We start from the raw sequence: 19,279 nt of genomic DNA on the forward strand, positions 1-19,279 counted from the left end.
CAACTTTCTTTTTAAATTCAAAATTATATTTAGTCATAAAAATACCGACCTCCAAAAAGTTAGATTTTTTGGTCTAACTTTTTGGGGTCGGTACATTTACGCTAAGCCTTATTTATATTACCTTAAATAATATAATGGTCCTAAGATTTTTCTAATATTTTCTGTTGATTCAAATTTTATATCTAATGCATCTTCAACAGTTTTTATCTTATTATTTTCTATCATCTCTTCAAGAGAAGATGGAACTACACTTAATTTAAATACAGGGGTAATTTTTAAATCTGAAGTAGGAACAATGTTATACAATTCGTTTTCTTCAATCTTCTGACCTGTAAATATTTCTCTAGTCCCTTTATCCATATTTACTTTTACAGTTTTATTAGCAATAAAGTGAGATAATGAGTAACCTGATCTAGGAATTACTAATATTTTATTATTTTTTGTAGCATCACCAATACTATTGAATTCATCAACACGTAAAATATTAGATGAATCTTTTGAAAAATTAATATTACCAGCGAAAGTATTCTCAAATTCTACATTAAATAACTTTCTGTAGACCGCATTAAATTCAATATCTTTTCCTTTTTCAGTTATAACTGCACCTAACTCATTAGTTTGAAGGAGTTTATTTTTAGATACTCTAATTTTCTCAGAATTTTCTCCAGCAATTAAATAATCACCATTCGCCTGCCAACCTAAAAATTCTTGATCCGTAACTCCTGTAGCCGTAGGTAAATTAGCCATACTATCTATTCTTGAACCAACTAGTACATCCTGACCATCTGATAAAAATTTATCTATTCCTCTTCCTACGAATTTGACATTAACCCATTCACTTTCTACTTTTTTAAAGTAAATTTCTAGAATAGTTTCAGAAGTAATGTATTCATCATCATTTATAACTTTTTTATTAGATCTAAATAGCACTTCGTATCCTGTGCTTGGTTTAATTTTTTTACGTAACTCAGATAATAATTCTCCAATTTTTTTTGTTTCAGGCCATTCTATATCTTTATCTCTAATACTCTCATCAACTTTACCAAAACGTTTATTATAATCATCTTGTCGTATTTTAAGAGTATTAACATTTTCTTTGTAATTAGCCTTAATAATAATACTATTATTAACCTTCTCCTCGAACAAGTCCTTTACATCTTTAATCTTAGAATTATCACTTGCATTATAAATAGAATAACTCTCTACATGATACTTCTCTTTACTAAAGAACTTTGTATCTATTTCACTTAATTTTTGACCAGTTAACAAAGTTACTTCTTTTTTTGAACTTCCATTATCTAATACTATCTTAGTATTATATTTAGCTTGGATTTTTATATTATTTCCTAATACTTGTGAATTCCCTAACTCTTTATCATCAAGATAGAAACCAGAAAATTCATACTTATCATCTTTGGGTTTAATTTCCTTGATATCATTTTCTTTAACAAAACTTGAAAAAGTTATTCCTTGTTTTATTAAATACTCTTTATTATCTTTTTTCAGCTCAGATGGATATTCCACAGTTACTTTGTTCCAGTAATCTTTATCTTGAGCTAATTTTACTTCGATTTTCTTAGCTAGATAAGGTAACTCAATGTTTTCCAAATTCGCCTCTTTTCCATCAATTAAGACAACAGCTTTCTTGTAACTATAATATTTATCAGGATTATAATACTGTTCGATCTCGTATGGATAAACAGCAATCTTATCTTCTTGAGGAGTATTTCTAAGTTCAATATTCCTATTTACTACTTCTTTGTTGCCTTCACTTACAACTAGATTAATGTTCTTCTTAGTAAAATATATTTTACTAGATTTTGAATATTCTAAATTCTTAATACTGCCATTATTGTCAATATCATAAGTCATTACATTCATTATTATTCTAGTATTCGGAGCAAAAAGTTTTAGTAAACTTTTATCAACTATTTTCCCAGTACCACTCTTTTTCAATGGTATTCTGAAAAGTTCATTTGGGATATTGTTACTGTCTAACGAGTAAAAAATTAAGAAATTATATGAATTTTTTTTATAGCTAAGTAATTCAGCATTGTATTCAAGTTCATCCATATTACTCTGAATAACACTATTTTTTATTACAGGAAGAGAATAATTTCTATTATTATTGAATATATCAAAATTAAATATATTTTCTCTAAAAACTGTATCCGTTACTGTTGTATTGTAATCTGTAAAATAATCTGCCTTAACGTTAGAATTACCAATAGTTGCTATCCCTAAACCTAGTAACATAGACACTATCAATTTACGATATTTCAATATTTCTCCTCCTTTCAATTGTGTACTAATACTTATTATATCACATTCTTTAATAACAATTATATAAAAAATTGTTTAAATAAACCTAAATACATTTATATTCAAATATAAATCATTCGCATTAGTTTAACTATTTAAAATTAACAAAATCTCTTTAAAAATATAATATCATAAAATTGACCCATAAGTGAAAAACACTTATAGGTCAACTTATTTTTTCAAAATGTTATATTAAGCTTCGCTTATATTTTCTAACATTATTTGATCATTAGATATACTAACTTCATCATATTCGTAGTCATCAGCAAAATCGTACGAATACTCCTTGTATAGGAACACCTCATTAGAGTAATCTAAAAATTCCTCTTCAGGAACAGAAAACTCTACTTCATTATAGCTTTCATCAGCATAATCTGATAAAATTTCATCTTCATAGTCTATTTCAGTATTGAAGTCCTGGGAATATTCATCATCTTGCCCATACCTGGGATCCGGGGACTCCAAACTAGATAAGTTCATTGTATACATAATCAATCTCCTTAAATATCTTTTTTTATTAATAATATTATACAAAATAGTCTAACATTTTACAAGCAAAAACTATAGTTTTTCCAAAATATTTTTTCTAATTTCTGCAAACGCTTCAACACTTGTTCTGTAGCGAATTAATTCTCTATCACCAGTGAAAAGTACCTCTTTCGCACTCACTTCTCCTTGAGAATAAATACCAATATATGCTAATCCAACAGGTTTTCCACTCTCATCACTATTAGGACCTGCAATTCCAGTAGTAGCAACTGCAAAATCTGCACCTAATCGGTTCGCTACTCCTAATGCCATCTCTTTAGCTACTTCCTCACTGACCGCACCGAACTTCTCTAAAGTCTCTTCATTTACTCCTAAAGTATTAATTTTTGATTTATTTGAATAACAAACTACACCTTCAAGAAATGATTCAGAAATTCCACTTTTTTCTACCAACATAGAAGAAATCTTTCCTCCTGTTAAAGACTCGGCTACTGATATAGTGAAATTATTTTCTATAAGAAGATTAGCAACCACATTATTCATTTCTGTTTGTGTTCCTGATATATCTTCATCTCCTACCAGATATATGTACTCCCCTACTCTTTTCTCAATCTCTTTCAATTGTTCGCTTATAAGTTGTTCACATTCATTCTTATCTTCACTGCTAGCTGTTATACGAAGTAGCACTTCTCCAGTTTTAGCATAAAGTGCTAACGTAGGATTTATTTGATTGTCCATTATATCTTTAATTTTAGTTTCTAATAAAGACTCTCCTATACCATAAAATCTTACGTATTTAGATATAAAATGCTTATTACTAAATTTCTCTAAATATGGTTTTACACTTTTCTCGAACATATCACGCATTTCTCGTGGTGGTCCAGGTAATAAAATTATTCTTTTATTATTTTCCTCAATTATTATACCTGGTGCAGTTCCACAAAAGTTTTCTAATACTATTGCTCCTTCAGGAATCATTGCTTGTTTCTTATTATTTTCTGTTATAATATTTCTTCCTGATCTCGTAAGTCTTTCTAATATTTTTACCCATGAATACTCGTGGAAATAAAAATCTCTACCAAAATATTCTGCTGCACATTCTTTTGTTATATCATCATCAGTAGGTCCTAAGCCACCAGTAATAATAACCGTATCATTTTCTAAAAATGCACTCTCTAATGTCTTAAGTAATCTCTCTCTATTATCTCCTACAGTTGTTTGTCGAAAAACTCCAAGCCCCAGAGCAGCAAGTTCTTTTGATAAATATGCTGTGTTTGTATTTACTATATCACCTAATAATAATTCAGTTCCAACTGACACTAATTCAACTCTCATAATATTCGCCTCTCAATATTTTCATTTTTTCTTTCAATTATATTCTACATCAAATTTATTAAAAAATAAATTATATAATCTCTTCATATTAATTTCTCAAAATAAACAGAGTTGATTATAAGAACTTTAAAATTCTTATAATCAACTCTTTAATTATTATTCTCTATTAGTATATGATTGATGTAGTTCTAATTGGTCTCCCATAAGTTCATCAACAGTTACCATTTCAAATCCTTGTTCAGTTAGATATTGTAATACCGATGGTAATGCATCAATTGATGTTTGATGAATATCATGCATTAAGATAATTGAACCAGGTTGGGCTTTTCTAACTTCTTTCATTATAGAAGCAGTATTACGGTTTTTCCAATCAAGAGTATCAATATCCCATAAAATAAATGATTGGTCTACAGCCGCCTGAATAGCACCATTAATCGCTCCATATGGAGGTCTCATAATATGAACATCTTGTCCACTTGCTTTTTTCAAAGCTTCTGTTGTATCATTAATTTGTTTCTTCGCTTTTTCTAAACCAATAGTTGTTAAAACAGGATGATCCCAAGAGTGATTTCCAAGTTGATGTCCTTCTGCAACTACTCGTTTAACAAGATCTTCATTACCTTCTATTGCATGACCTACCATAAAGAATGTACCTTTGGCATTATATTTTTTCAATAATTCTAATGCTACAGGAGTAGTCTGCGGATTTGGTCCATCATCGAATGTTAATGCTACAGCTTTTCTATCTCTTTTCTTAATATATTCTTTATATTTTTCTAAGTCTTCACCTTTTAGATAGCTCTCCGTTATATACTTGTGTAAGTTAGCCATAGGAACTTCTACTGAACTAACTTCTCCGACTTTAGGATCAATATTTATGTTAAATTTAGATTCACCATAAGTGAATTTCCAATCAGTCATATCTTGATCTCGAAGTTTAACAACAGCATCTTTTCCTTCTGCTTCAGATACTCCACGAACTTCTAATTGTTTTTGTATTTTAAATAAAAACTTTTTCTTGGCATCATCTGGAGAAGCAAATAAACTAGATAAAGTAAATGGTTTTCCTTCATTTGTTAAGAAAATACTAGATAAATTAGACTCTGTTGCCTCTTCTACCTTTTTATCAGAAATTTTATGAGTAACTTTCTCTACGCTTATTTCTGATACATTGGCAAAATTGCTATCTTTTTCTTTACTTCCATAGAAAACAATTTCTTTAATATCTTTGTTAAAATCTAGCTCCCCTTCAACTAATCCTTTTGTTTCCTCATCTAAACGAGATTTTATTTCATCTGCATTAGAAGAGTTTGAGTTTGGATAATAAACTTTTACAAATTTATCACCTAACCAACCAGTTTTTGAACTGCTATCTTTTGCGAAATCTGATTTATCAGCAGCTTCTACCGTATCTTTAACCTGCGATTTAAAATTGTACTCTTGCCATTTTTGGTAAGCAGGTTCACCGTAGAATAATAAGAATGTACAAATAGCTATAAATAAAATACCTAAAAAGACACCTAATTTCTTCATTATTCTTATTCCCTTCTTTAAATTATTTTCTTATCACATTTTAAAAGATATAGGGAATTAATCTCGTTATAAAGAGTTCACTATATCCTTCTAAACTAATAAAAATTATACATTACTATTATACCTTAAACTATAGAATTTCTCCAGCATATTCATTAAAAATTACATTAATAATTTTATATAACAAAAAGATATCAATCAACAGATTGACATCTTTTCCTTATTATTTGTTTTGCATTCTACGACCTTTTTTGTCGAAGAATTTCTTATCTGTTCCCCTACGTTCATTACGATTTTTCTTATCTCTATTATCTGAACGACGGCGTCTATCATTTCCTCTATTTGATCGTCTTCCACGTTCTTGTTTACGTGGTAATGGTTTTTCAAATGATAGTTCTACGTCAACATCTTTTTTATCATTAATTAATTTGCTTAGTAGAATAGTGATTACTTTTTCTGCATTTGTTTCAGCTAACAATTTATTAGCCAAGCTATTAAATTCAACATGGTTATTATCCATTTCTGAAACAACTTCATCAAATAATCTGTTATGGCGAGCTTTCTTCACTTCATCTTGTGAATAAGGACGTAACATTTTCATTCTTTCACCACGAGAATTCTCAATATCTTTCAGATAAGGCATCTCAACTGGATTTAAGAATGTAATTGCCACTCCAGACTTACCTGCTCGACCAGTTCTTCCAATTCTATGAGTATAACTTTCTACATCTTGTGGGATATCAAAGTTATATACATGAGTCACATCACTAATATCAATACCACGAGCTGCAACATCTGTTGCAACAAGAATTTGTAAAGAGTTATTTTTAAATTTACGTAATATTTCTAAACGTTTAGATTGTGTTATATCTCCATGTAATCCTTCAGCTAGGTATCCCTTAGCAATAAGTGCACTTGATAATTCATCAACACGACGCTTAGTTCTACCAAATACAATTGCCAAGTTAGGATTTTGAACATCTAAAAATCCAATTAGCGTCTCTAGTTTTTCATTTTCTCTAGCGATTGTGGCATATTCAGTAATATCTGGTTTTAAATCCTCATCACTGATAGTTTTTATTAGTTTATAATCTTTCATGAAATCTTTTGAAAGTTCCATAATTGTCTTAGGCATAGTCGCTGAGAATAATAATGTCTGATGTCTTGATGTTATTTTAGATAAAATAAATCTAACATCCTCTATGAATCCCATATTTAACATTTCATCGGCTTCGTCTAATACTAGATGTGTTAATGAATCTAATTTAATTGTTCTTCTATTAATATGATCGATAACACGACCTGGTGTTCCCACTATAATTTGAGGACGTTTTTTCAAGTCTTGAATTTGTCTTTCAATACTTGTTCCACCAAAAACAATGCTAACCTTTAATCCTTTTGCTCGTGACATAAGGCGAAGCTGTTCACCTACTTGTTGAGCTAATTCTCTAGTTGGGGCAAGGATTAATGACTGTAATTGATCACTCTTCCTTACTGTATCTACTAACGGTATTCCAAATGCACCTGTTTTTCCTGATCCTGTTTGTGCTTGTGCTAAAATATCAATTCCTGATAATACATATGGAATTGTTTCTGTTTGAATACCAGTTGGAGATATGAAATTCATGTTTCTTAGTGATTGAACCGTCTCTTGACTAACCCCTAATTCTTCAAATGTTGTCATTTAATTCTCCTTAATTTATCCAATTTTATATACTGTCTTATTTATATAACCTGTTAATTATAGCATGAAAATAAAAATTAATAAAGGGATAAGGGTAATCATAAAATTATACCAAAGGAGTAACTTAAAAAATAGGATTTTAAAAAAATAGATTTTTTGAGTCCGTCATTTAAGATTTATTAGATATCTAAACAGCTGGCATAAAGCGAATTTAGATAAGAATAAACCACTGATTTAATGTATTACTACATGAATTACTTTTATATTTATAACTTTCTAGTTAATCTCTTTAAAATTCAAAAAAAAGATTAGATAGTTTTTTCTACCTAATCCTTTTATTACATATTATTATTTGTGATTTCATCAATTTTCTTAGCGATATCTCTTATTGCTTGTTTTGAATTATTCAACTTATTAGTATAGATTAATAACATATAATCTTTATCACCAAATACTATAGCAGTTTCATGATAATTAGCCTCTATAGCCCCATACTTACTAGCAATTTTTTTATTCGGTATTCCATCTTTTATTACTTCTCCATCTTCAGAATCTTCTAAATACTTAATTAATTTTTGATACTTATCACGTTCTTTGTAAAGTTTTGTCCAAACAACTTCCATCATTGCCGGTGTTATTCGATTCTTTTGAGCTTCTTCCTGTGATAAATTCACACCCAAGCTATCAAAATATTTCACCAATAAATCAGCTGCAGTAGCACTATTTCCTACAAGCATGTTTGTAGCTGTATTATCTGAGTACTGTATCATATTTTGAATAACATAATCTAATTTATAGCTATTTTTCTTCTTATTATTAGTGATTTGTCCATTTCCTTCTGCTAAATGGTTCTCATTATAATATATATCAGCATCTTCTGATACTTCACCATTTCTTATGCGGTCATATATTCTCATTGCATACACTACTTTTATTGTACTTGCAGCTGTGAAGTATTTGTTTTCTTCTTGTCCATATCTATATCCTGTAGAAAAGTTCTTGTAGACAACTCCTATCTCATTGTCTCCCTTATATTGCTCTACTATGTTATCAAAAGCTTCATTAAGTTCTGTCTCACTAAGTTTCGTATTTTCAGATGTTGATTCTTCTTGTTGATTTTCTTTATTTTGTTCTTGTTGTTGAGCTAATTCTTGCTGCTTAGCCGCATCCTTCTTTGCCTTAAGATGTCCACCCGCAAAAAATACTCCATATACAACCAAAATAACAGCCATCGATTCTATAATAAACTTTAAAAATCTCTTAAATTTTCTCTTCACTTCAATAATCACATCCTTCTTCCGCATATTTTCTACGTTTCTTCTACTAGTTTACTACATATTAACTATTTTCTCAACAGGAAACATGGAACTTCAATATCCATAATAATATTTATAAAAAAGATACGACTCAAGTAATCTAATTTCGAGGAAATCATGATTTATGAGTCGCTCACTCTCTTTACTAATTATATTTTCGTTTTTAAATAAAAATCCTGTTCTGAAATTTTCGAAAATCCAATATTTTCATACATATACTTAGGTGTATCATTAGCATCAGCTACTAAAAGAACATTCTCCTTACGTTCACTGTTTATAGCATGAGTAATAATATGCTTAGCTATCCCAAGATTTCTATACTCAGGTGCTATATATAAATTATCTATTTCAAAGAAGTTACTCTTAACTATAATATTAGCTGAACCTATTATTTTTTCTCCGTCTTTAGCTACAAGTTGTTTGATATTTTCTGATCTAATATCTTCATACAATAATGTTTGATTGTGCTCAGCCCACTCTTCATTGCTAGCCTCTACATCTATTTTATACTGAAACTTCAAATATCTATTTAAATCAACTTTTTGAAGATATTCTACCTGAAATTCACTTAATTCTGGTTCTACGAAATCTTTGATATTTAAGTAATATAAAAGTAAATTAATTTCACTAAAGCTTTCTTTCTTTAAATATCTTTTAAGCTTCCAAGATAATTTTACATTTTCTAATGCAGCTAAATGAATAAAATTAACACCTTTATCTCTAAAAAAGTTCCTACAAGATGCAATATAGTATTCAAGTTCATCTATAGAAGTTGGTTCTTTTTTCATTAATAAGTAATTCCCACTAAAGTATAATTTTGACTTTAACGTTTGATAAATTACATAACTATCAGTTTCAACTACCGACTTAGCTCGAGTATATATATCTTTAAAACTAAAATCCATAACTAACACCTCCTATCTCTAACTATTTTTTCTTCTTAGTGATGATGACCATGTGGTCCATGATGTTGCTCGAAATGACTGATTATATCTCGTACTCTCGCACTTCCTGTTAAGTCATAAACATTTCTTAAAGTTTCTAAGTATGTTGGTTCATCATGTAAAACTTCAAAATAAGTAACAACTTCTTCCTCAACAAAATCAATATAATCCTCTTCTTCAGATAAAGCATTTAACGCAGCACCTAGAAGGATTGGATCATCTTTTATTAATGAGTTTTCATTATATAAGTCATAGATTTTTTCATACTCAAATAGTGATTTAAGAGCATTTATAGTGATAAATAGTGTTTGCTCAGAAATTCCTTGAGAAGACAATACTTCTTGCATAAGTGTACGAATGCTGTCATATTGTTGATCATCTTTATATAAAGAAATTAAATGTAAATATGCACTAATTGCCATACCTTGTAATTCAATATATTTCTCTAAATATTTCTTAGCTTCATCACCTTTAGACATATGTCCTAAATGTAAATATGCTTCAGTGAAATCAGGATCTAAAGCGATAGTTTTTAATAAGTGCATTTTTGATTTTTCTAAATTTTGAATTTGATTATAGGCAAAAGCTAATGAGAATAATATACTTGCGTCTTCATAACCTCTACCATTTTGGTTATAAAAATCTATAGCTTCTTCAAATAATCCCAATGCAAATAAATTGTCAAACGCTGTTTGGAAATTTTCTAAAGATGGTTCTTCGTAGAAAATTCTTTCACTTAGATTTTTTGCTTTATCTTCTCTACCAGTTGCTAAATAAATACCAACTAACTCTTTATCAATAGCACGAATTGCTTCATTAAAGTCTGTTCCAGCTCTTGCGGCTAAGAATTTATCCTCAGCAATTTCGTATAATTCATCTTCTAAATATATTAAACCTTCTTGATATAAAATTGATGGAGTTTTTGGTGAATTGTATAATACTACCAAAGCATCATCTTTTCTATCTAAGTATAATAAATTGTGAACATAACCCTCGATAGCTGTATCATCTTCTCTATTTTGTTCGTAAATAACTTTAGATAGTTCTAAACACTCATCAAATAATCCATAATCTAAAAGTATTGTACGAAATTCTTCTTGTTGTTCTCTATCTAGTGCAGTAAAATCAATATCTTTTAATTCTTCTAAAAATTGTTGTAAATCCATTTAATTATCTCTCCTTGCTAACTTATTCATTATAAAAGTTAATTCATTTTTAACTGAAATTTCTATTTTATCTATACTATTTTGTGCTTTTAGCAAATATCGTTTACTTATATCAAGAGTCTCTGATAAAATTTTCTCATTATTTCTTATATAATCAATAATTTCCATTTTCTCTTCAAAACTCGTTTCATTAGTGAAGCTATTAAATAGTTCAGGTTTTTCTTCTCTTGCTAGCAATGCTGGTAATGTGATATTCCCATTCATTAAATCCTGACCAACTTCTTTACCAAGATTCTCAGCCCCACCAGCAAAATCTAAATAATCATCAATAATCTGATAACTCATTCCTAAATAATAACCATACGAAAATGCACTTTTGATATTTTCATCAGAAGCTTTAGAAACAATACTACCTGTAACACAAGCAAATGCAATTAAAATAGCTGTTTTTCTTTTAATTTTCTTTAAGTAATCTATTCGTCTAGTTTTAATATTATATAGACCATCAGCCTGAATAAGCTCACCGATGCAAAGTTCCTTAAGAGTCACAGCTAAATAACTATGAATTCTGTCATCATTAAACTTCGCAACTTCTTTTAAAACTATCGCAAATAAATAATCACCTACATATAGAGCAAACTCATTAGTATACTCTTTATTCATTGTAATACTACCACGTCTCGTATCGGCATTATCAATGATATCATCATGAATAAGACTTGCAGTATGAATTATTTCAACTATACTAGCCATTCGAATTATATCTTTTCTATTCAATTCAAAATTTCCTAATTTAGCACATATAAGTAAAAGAAGGACTCTTACCCTCTTTCCACCATTTAAAAAATATCTTTTAATAATCTCATTTAATCTATCATCATCACATTTTGTGATATCTAAGATATCTTCTAAAACATCATGTACCAACGTATCATACTGTTTTAACATTCTATTCTCCATCAATTTTTATATAAAGACTACAGTTTTACTATCAATTTCCTGAAATTCAACACCGTAAAAATCAAACCACGTCTTTATTATACTTAAATAAAATTCTTCCTCACTCATCCTTTTAGTAACCAGTTGAAAATAGCCAACTTTCATAGTATCGGTTAAAATACTTAACTTATCCAAATCATCTTTTAATATACTATAATACTCAAAACTATAATAATCCCCAAGTAATATCAATTTTGATTCGATATGATCATAATTAGCTTTATGATTATATATTGAACTTAACGCACAAAAAATAGCAGTATTGTATTTTTCATTATTAAAATTATATTTTTCTATAAAAGGAATAATATTTAATTTTTCTATTAATCTCTCATTATAATTATATTTTATCATAATAAATCCTTCATTATTTGTCTTTATAAATTATACCACAATATCCCAATTTATTGAAATTTGATAGTCTAAATTTCAGATGAAAAATTTAATATTTTAGTTATCTACTAAAATATTAAAAAATAAGAGTAACTTTAAAGGCATGATTAAAGTAGTACTACCATAAAGTTACTCTGAAATTTATTAATTTTTAAAACTAAAATATTATGACTATCTATATCTTTTCAACAATTAAATCTGTATCATTGTTTTTTAATATTTTTATTGTATTTAATTCATTAATTAAAATTAAAAACATCACAAACGTAACAATTACTTTTGTATAGATATTATCTATTTTATCAATAATCATGCCTAAAAACACATAACAAAGCATGCTATTAATCCAATTAGATCTTTTCATATACTCCGAGTTTTTAAAGTTTATATAGAAACTATATAAAACTATAAACAATTGGCAAAACAATAAAATATTACTTACCATAGATATTCTCCTAAATTTTAATTTATCCTTACAGATTATTAACTGTTTCTTGATATTCCTCTGGTCTTTCTTTTCTTACAAATAGCATAATCGCTACGATAAAGTAGAATAGATATACTGGAATTAATAACCCTACTGTTCCAATAGCTATTACTATTGCTAATAATAAGAAAAGTATTCCAGATAAAATACGTTTTTTCATTAAGAACGTCGCTAATAACGCAACAACAACTAATACGATTAACAGAACTGAATACATTTTTAAACCTTGAATTGTGTAATCAATTATTTGTTCAGCTGATAAGTTAACCCCATTTAAGTTAGCCCCATTAGGATTTTTTTCTAGTTCTGACTTAAATATATTTAAAAATTCCTGGTTATCTTTTATAACTGAAATTTTAAAGAATGACCCATACGCTAAAACTCCCGTTAATACTATTAAGATAATATTAGCAATCCATGCTAAAACTTTTTCTACTGTCCTTTTGAATGGTTTCATAATAAACCCCTCCTCCTATAAAATTAAAGGATTTCCCTTTTACTAATTATAACATAAAACGTTCTCATAATATATAACAAATTACCTGAATTAGCAAATTTTATACCTGAAATGATGTTCTTAAAATTTAGCTAATTAATATTTAATTTATCCTCTTTTTAATTTTCAACTTCACTATTATTAAGATATTTTTTATAAAATAATATATGGCACAGAGATACAAAAATAAATAAACCAAATAAATATAATATCTCCCTTGTAATTTGATAATCATCAATCGTTAGCATAGTGATAATTAAAAGGGTTATTACCTCAACACAATAAAAAATTACTGCTATAATTCTCTGAATTCTATTCAAGTTTTTCAGTGTTATTTTCACATTTTCAACACTCCCTACTAGAAAATCAAAAAAATACATCAAACATAGTTTCTTCTCCTTTTATGTTCACCTATAAAATCTGATACCTTTTTAACCTTATAAATCTTCAATATATTTTTATTTATTATTTAGATTATAGCATTATTATTTTACAATTACAAATTTTTCTATAATATTTTATCATGTAATTACAATTCACTTCAAAACAAAAATAATCTCCCAAACCAATAAGTTTGGAAGATTAACTTTAATTAATATCTTTCATCAAGTGTAAAACGCACTTCTATTTTGAAGATTCCATCTTCTGGTGCATACGCTCGAATTGTTTCTTTGTGTTTTTCCGCAATAAGTTGTGCCATAGATAAACCTATACCATATCCTTTTATTGCACTATTTCTTGATTCATCTAAACGATAGAAACGCTCAAACACTTTACTTAAATCACCTTTTTGAACTGTTGCTTTATTAGAAACTTTCAAAATAGCATATTTTCTATTTTTCTTAAGGCTTACTGATATACTGCTATCTTCTGGTGCATATTTAATAGCATTTTCTAACAGTATATCCATCAATTGTACTATTGAAGCTTCTTCACCAAAATAATATAAATCAGGATCTATATCCGTAACAATATTTTTTTTCTGGAAGTTTGCTAATTCATTAAAATCTTCTATTCTTGATTCCAATGCATTCGTCAGATCAAATCTTGTTCTTTCAACTGTATCTTTTTCTTCCATTCGGCTAAATACAACTAAACTGTTAACTAAACTAGTAAGACGGTCTACTTGATTATGTATGTTCTGCGTCCATTTTGAATCACCATTCATCATCTCTAATACATCAGCATTAGAACTAATAATAGCCAACGGTGTTTTCAGCTCGTGACTCGCTCCTGTTATGAATTGTTTTTGTTTTATGTAAGTTTCTTGAATTGGTGCTATCACTCTTTTAGAGATTAACACAATTAAAACAAATACTGATGCTATAACTCCAATAGAAATTAATAAACTATTTTTTTCAAATGAATGTTGCGAATCTAATTCACGTTGGCAATTTAAGAATAGTATTAAGCTTCCTACGTTTGTTTCAGCTTTTAAGAATCTATAGCTACCAATAAATCCACTAGTTTTTCCTTCCTTTAATGCTTCAATAACCTTACTCTGCAAAGCATCTTGATTAGGTATTAAAGTGTCATCACGATATGTTTTAATTATTCTTCCAGAATCATCAACCTTAGCAATAGAAAAACCATTATAATCTGTTGTACTAGATGAATTTTTTGTAATTATTAGATCATCTCCATCTTCAGCAAAAATTTTAATTAATGCTTGTGATTTTGAAGCATCTAATAGTGTTGTGTCTATTCTTTCTTCTAATTTATAATAATTTATAAAGTTTAACGCAATAGCCAAAATAGCTATTACTACAGCTACACTCCCAACAGCTGTTGTAATAAATTTTCTTCTAAGACTCTTAAACATCAATCATCTCCAAAGTATAACCAACATTTCTAGTAGCTTTAATATGGATATTTGCATCTAATGCTTTTAATTTTTTTCTTAGATATGAAATATTAACCCAAACTACGTTAATTTCAGACTCACTATCATATCCCCAAATTCTTTCTAAAAATTGTTCAGTTTGAATCACATTCCCTGGATTTCTCATCAACATTTCCATCATTTGATATTCTTTATTTGATAATCTTACTTTATCTTTTTCTGTTGCTAATTCAAATGTGTATTTACTTAAGCTAACATTCCCTAATTCTAATACATTACTAGTAAATGTCGCTTGTCTTCTTGTCATTGAACGAACTCTCGCTAATAGCTCCTTAGTTACAAATGGTTTTGTTAAATAATCATCTGCACCACTGTCTAGTCCATACACCTTATCTTCAATCTCTGATTTTGCTGTAAGTAATAAAACTGGTGTACTTTTTTTATTCTCTCTTAATTTTTTTACTACTGTTACCCCATCCATTTGTGGCATCATAACATCAAGAATAGCTCCATCATAATCATCCAACATAAGATAATCTAATGCATCTTGTCCGTTATTTACTACGTCGACTGAGTAATTGTTGTGTTTTAACATTGCTTCAAGAGCATCTGCTAAGTCTCTTTCGTCTTCGGCTAATAATAACCTCATAGTTTCCCACTCCTAACTATATTTTTATGTTATAGATAATTTAATTCAAATATATTATATAAAAACTAACTAAAATCTAGTTTAAACAATTATTTAACTTTAAAATATATATATCAATTCATTTTCAATAAATAAATCTATTTTATTCTTTTGCATTTGTATTTAAATCTAAATCATAACATATCAAATATTTATTGTTTTTATAATTTTTTTATAATAATGTGTATTTTATACACTTATTCGATTATATTTTACTCCATTTTGACTAGTCGTGTCAAAAAAATTGACTAACGCTTTCCTCGTTAGCCAACAAAATTATTTTCTTCCAATAAGCAGTCCACTTTGTATGTAATCTTTCATACCTTTTCCATATCCCCATTTTTCTGCATACTCATCTGTTACATCAGAATTTATGATTTGGAATTTCGTGAATCCCGCTTTTTTAATAATATCAGCCATCTCTTCTTCCAGAAGAGCACCCGCCACTCAAGTGCAGTGCATCTGTTGGGAATTTTTCCACTCTAATGGTAATTCCTTTTTCAAGATAATATCTGATATTACAAACATACCATCTTCTTTTAAAATACGATATATTTCATCATATACTTTTTGTTTATCGGGCTCTAAATTTATAACACAGTTACTAATAACTCTATCAACCGATTGGTCTTCTAATGGAATATTTATTAGTTCTCCTTTAATAAATTCAACATTATCAAACTTCTTGTTATCTCTAACCTTTTTCGCTTTTTCTAACATTGAATCTAATCTATCTAAACCATATAGCGTTCCTACTTTTGGATTTTTCATCTTTGTAATGAAAATATCCATTCCAGCTCCACATCCTAAATCAATTAAAGACTGACCTTCTTTTATTTTTAAGTGATTAATTGGATTTCCACAAGACAACCCCATGTTTATTTCATCAGGAAATTCATTTATTATTTTTTCATCATATCCTAATGATTTACTTAGTTGTTTTGGATCAATTTTTGTCTTTTGTTTATTTTTAGAAATATTATCATAAAAGTTATCAACCGATAATCTTATTTTGATATTATTATTCATTTTATCACCATCCCTTTATATTAAATAGTTAGGAGTGACTCAAAAATCGCGATTTCGCAGAAATCGATTTTGTCGAGTCACCCCCGCAAAGTTTATTAGATATCTAAAAAGCTTCTATAAAGCGAATTTAGATATCAATAAACCACTGCGTCTATGAGTAATCATATACGCTTTTTTAAAATCTAGGACTTTTGAATTAGTTCCAACCTTTTATCATATTCATTCTATCATAGAAGTTTATTTTTTTCTATAATTAAAGTTTAACTATTTCTCTATATCTAAATGTTGGATTTGGACGTCCAGGGATTAAAGCATTTAAAGTTTCTTCTTTATATCCTACTACGTTAAATACACGTTCAACTTCTTCTTTTACGATCTCAACTAGTTTATCTGGATGAACTTCTACACGTGCATTAACTGTAAGGAATACTTTGTCACTAGTATTATCTAATTTACGTAGTGTTGCAGTTTCTTTCTTACCTACAATATTACCTACTAAACCTTCTTCTTTACCTTGTAGAAGGAATTTCACGTGACCTACATTTAGATTTAATGAATCAAATCTTTCTCCTAAGTTAGCTAAAAATGCAGTAGCTAATGTTTCAAATGATTCTTCTTTTTCAATAGCATAAGTTCCATTTAACCATCCGAATAGTGCCTCTCCATCAGCATACGTATCGTAATCCACTTCTACAATTCTTCTTCCTACTTCTTTTTCACTGTTGATAATGTAATCGAACCACTCATCTAAACCTTCTCCAGTTTTAACACTTGCAGTTAGAACATTTCCGTTATTAAATTCTTTTTTAGTTTTTTCTACTAAATCTGCTAATTCTTCTTCTGATAATAATTCAACTTTATTAATTAAGATAATATCCGCTTCTTCAAATTGTTTATAAATAATATAATCTCCAGGATTTGAATGATCTTTTAATACTGCTTTTAAGCGAGTTGGATCCGCTAAAGCTGTAAGTTGTTTTAAATTAACTTGTTCTTTGTATTTTTCTTTTAAAGGTTGCATAATAGTCGCTGATAAGTCAGTACAACTTCCTACTGGTTCTGCTAAAATAATATCACTGTTATTTGCTTCTTGTAGGTGAGCAATTGCATTAGCAAATCCACCAAAGTTACAACAGAAACAACTTCCACTTACTTCTTCAACGATGTCATTGTTTGTTTCTAAAAATGAAGTATCAACTAATTCACTTGCTTGGTCGTTTGTAATTAATCCTACTTTACGTCCTTTTTCATTTAAACGTTTCGCAACTTCCCATAGAAGACTCGTCTTACCTGCTCCTAGAAATCCACCTACTAAAATTAAATCTGTTTTGTTTGTCATAATTCTTTTCTCCTCTAACCTTATTATATTATTTATTTAATTCATTTTGTCTTTTTAATGCTGGTTCTAACACTTTAGTAAACAAATACCCAGCTAATACTCCACCAACTATTGGTCCAAGTATATAAACCCAGAAGAAGCCACCGCTAGCGTCTGGAAATGCTGCTGATCCCCATCCGAATGCCCACGCTACTAAACGAGGTGCGAAATCACGTGTTGGATTCATACCAGCTTGAGTAATTGTCGCTAGTAAACATAGTAACGATCCAACAGTTAAACCTATTTGTACAGGAGCCATATTATCATTTGGTCTTCCTACATTAGCCCCTTCTGTAAATAAGAATATAATTAAAACTAATAAAAAAGTTCCTAGTGTTTCCGCAGCAAATGCCAATGGCATAGAAATGTTATAGCCACCTGGTTGATTATAATACTCTCCGAACATTTTCGCTGTAGCAACTGATTCAAATGTTCCGCGTACTATGTTCTTTTTAGCTTCAAACTGCGCTATCGATGAGCTATAAATTCCATACATTACTAGTGATCCTAGTAATGCTCCAATAAATTGTCCTGCGATATACGTTGGTAATCTTTTAGCACTCATTCTACCTGTAAGGACCATTGCTACTGACACCGCTGGATTAAAATGTGCATTACTTAAATTTCTAGTCATATATATACCAAAAGTTACCGCAAATGCCCATAACATACCAATTTGGAACAGACTTTGATGTGCATCATATAATACCGCTGCTGCTACTGAACCTGTCCCAAAAAGAACTAATATAAATGAACCAATAACTTCCCCCAAGAAGTCATTTTTTAATGAATATTTCTCCATGAATATCCCCCTAATGTATTTCTATAAACATATTATATCAGAATTAAAACTATATTTTAATAATTATTTTTCTACTTCACAATGTATATACATCTTAAATTCCAACTTTTATTTTATATTTTATATATTCTAAAACATAAAATAAATACAATAATATTAGTTTATTATTATTAAATCTGTAAACCAATAGGCTATCTATTAATTTTTCTTACAAAATATTATTATATATTTTATGAGATTTTTATAGCATAAAAAAATAAGCCCTAATTAGGACTTATTTTTTACAGATTGTTGACAAAACGACCAAAATATCAATGAACATATTGATGTTTTGGTCGTTTTTCAAAAAAAATAAGCCTTATGACTAAAGCATCA

The 19,279-nt window shown here is 28.7% G+C and carries 18 protein-coding genes; all 18 read right to left on the bottom strand.

Annotated features, from left to right (window positions below):
* Positions 1 to 117: 117 nt before the first annotated feature.
* The 18 genes from PNO30_RS02900 to PNO30_RS02985 all read right to left on the bottom strand — a co-directional run bounded on the left by PNO30_RS02900 (position 118) and on the right by PNO30_RS02985 (position 18,904).
* Complete coding sequence (locus tag PNO30_RS02900) at positions 118 to 2,283, bottom strand: hypothetical protein (RefSeq protein ID WP_271987096.1); 2,166 nt, start codon at positions 2,281 to 2,283, stop codon at positions 118 to 120.
* Between the two features lie 231 nt (positions 2,284 to 2,514).
* A complete protein-coding gene (locus tag PNO30_RS02905) occupies positions 2,515 to 2,811 on the bottom strand; it encodes a DNA topoisomerase IV (RefSeq protein WP_271965918.1) in 297 nt (98 codons plus the stop codon).
* Between the two features lie 72 nt (positions 2,812 to 2,883).
* Positions 2,884 to 4,146, bottom strand: coding sequence for a competence/damage-inducible protein A (locus PNO30_RS02910; protein WP_271987097.1), 1,263 nt, complete (start codon positions 4,144 to 4,146; stop codon positions 2,884 to 2,886).
* Positions 4,147 to 4,302: 156 nt separating this feature from the next.
* Complete coding sequence (locus PNO30_RS02915; protein WP_271987098.1) at positions 4,303 to 5,679, bottom strand: polysaccharide deacetylase family protein; 1,377 nt, start codon at positions 5,677 to 5,679, stop codon at positions 4,303 to 4,305.
* Positions 5,680 to 5,902: 223 nt separating this feature from the next.
* Complete coding sequence (locus PNO30_RS02920; protein ID WP_003147192.1) at positions 5,903 to 7,363, bottom strand: DEAD/DEAH box helicase; 1,461 nt, start codon at positions 7,361 to 7,363, stop codon at positions 5,903 to 5,905.
* 338 nt (positions 7,364 to 7,701) lie between these two features.
* Positions 7,702 to 8,640: a serine hydrolase gene (locus PNO30_RS02925; RefSeq protein ID WP_271987099.1), complete on the bottom strand. Its 939-nt coding sequence runs from the start codon at positions 8,638 to 8,640 to the stop codon at positions 7,702 to 7,704.
* Positions 8,641 to 8,828: 188 nt separating this feature from the next.
* On the bottom strand, positions 8,829 to 9,584 hold the full coding sequence (locus PNO30_RS02930; protein WP_271987100.1) for a GNAT family N-acetyltransferase: 756 nt from the start codon (positions 9,582 to 9,584) through the stop codon (positions 8,829 to 8,831).
* Between the two features lie 35 nt (positions 9,585 to 9,619).
* Complete coding sequence (locus PNO30_RS02935) at positions 9,620 to 10,789, bottom strand: slei family protein (RefSeq protein ID WP_271987101.1); 1,170 nt, start codon at positions 10,787 to 10,789, stop codon at positions 9,620 to 9,622.
* Positions 10,790 to 11,737, bottom strand: coding sequence for a polyprenyl synthetase family protein (locus PNO30_RS02940; RefSeq protein ID WP_271987102.1), 948 nt, complete (start codon positions 11,735 to 11,737; stop codon positions 10,790 to 10,792). It abuts the gene before it with no gap.
* Between the two features lie 18 nt (positions 11,738 to 11,755).
* Entirely contained in the window at positions 11,756 to 12,142 is a 387-nt protein-coding gene (locus tag PNO30_RS02945) for a hypothetical protein (protein WP_271987103.1), read from the bottom strand.
* A 214-nt stretch (positions 12,143 to 12,356) separates the two neighbouring features.
* Positions 12,357 to 12,626: a hypothetical protein gene (locus PNO30_RS02950; protein WP_271987104.1), complete on the bottom strand. Its 270-nt coding sequence runs from the start codon at positions 12,624 to 12,626 to the stop codon at positions 12,357 to 12,359.
* 28 nt (positions 12,627 to 12,654) lie between these two features.
* Positions 12,655 to 13,125, bottom strand: coding sequence for a DUF4064 domain-containing protein (locus PNO30_RS02955; protein ID WP_271987105.1), 471 nt, complete (start codon positions 13,123 to 13,125; stop codon positions 12,655 to 12,657).
* Positions 13,126 to 13,756: 631 nt separating this feature from the next.
* Positions 13,757 to 14,986 (bottom strand): sensor histidine kinase, encoded by a 1,230-nt coding sequence (locus tag PNO30_RS02960; RefSeq protein ID WP_271987106.1) that lies wholly within the window; start codon positions 14,984 to 14,986, stop codon positions 13,757 to 13,759.
* Positions 14,979 to 15,656, bottom strand: coding sequence for a response regulator transcription factor (locus PNO30_RS02965; protein ID WP_003147203.1), 678 nt, complete (start codon positions 15,654 to 15,656; stop codon positions 14,979 to 14,981). Before PNO30_RS02965 ends, PNO30_RS02960 begins: the two co-directional genes overlap by 8 nt.
* Positions 15,657 to 15,971: 315 nt before the next feature.
* A complete protein-coding gene (locus PNO30_RS02970) occupies positions 15,972 to 16,115 on the bottom strand; it encodes a methyltransferase (RefSeq protein ID WP_271965930.1) in 144 nt (47 codons plus the stop codon).
* A 27-nt stretch (positions 16,116 to 16,142) separates the two neighbouring features.
* The gene (locus PNO30_RS02975; RefSeq protein ID WP_048803269.1) at positions 16,143 to 16,724 is read right to left on the bottom strand and encodes a methyltransferase domain-containing protein; all 582 of its coding nucleotides are present in this window, start codon (positions 16,722 to 16,724) and stop codon (positions 16,143 to 16,145) included.
* A 253-nt stretch (positions 16,725 to 16,977) separates the two neighbouring features.
* On the bottom strand, positions 16,978 to 18,063 hold the full coding sequence (locus PNO30_RS02980) for a GTP-binding protein (RefSeq protein WP_271987107.1): 1,086 nt from the start codon (positions 18,061 to 18,063) through the stop codon (positions 16,978 to 16,980).
* Positions 18,064 to 18,091: 28 nt separating this feature from the next.
* The gene (locus PNO30_RS02985; RefSeq protein ID WP_271987108.1) at positions 18,092 to 18,904 is read right to left on the bottom strand and encodes an MIP/aquaporin family protein; all 813 of its coding nucleotides are present in this window, start codon (positions 18,902 to 18,904) and stop codon (positions 18,092 to 18,094) included.
* Positions 18,905 to 19,279 lie beyond the last annotated feature (375 nt).

It is taken from the genome of Gemella haemolysans, from assembly GCF_028308085.1.
In the GTDB taxonomy this organism is placed as follows: domain Bacteria; phylum Bacillota; class Bacilli; order Staphylococcales; family Gemellaceae; genus Gemella; species Gemella haemolysans_D.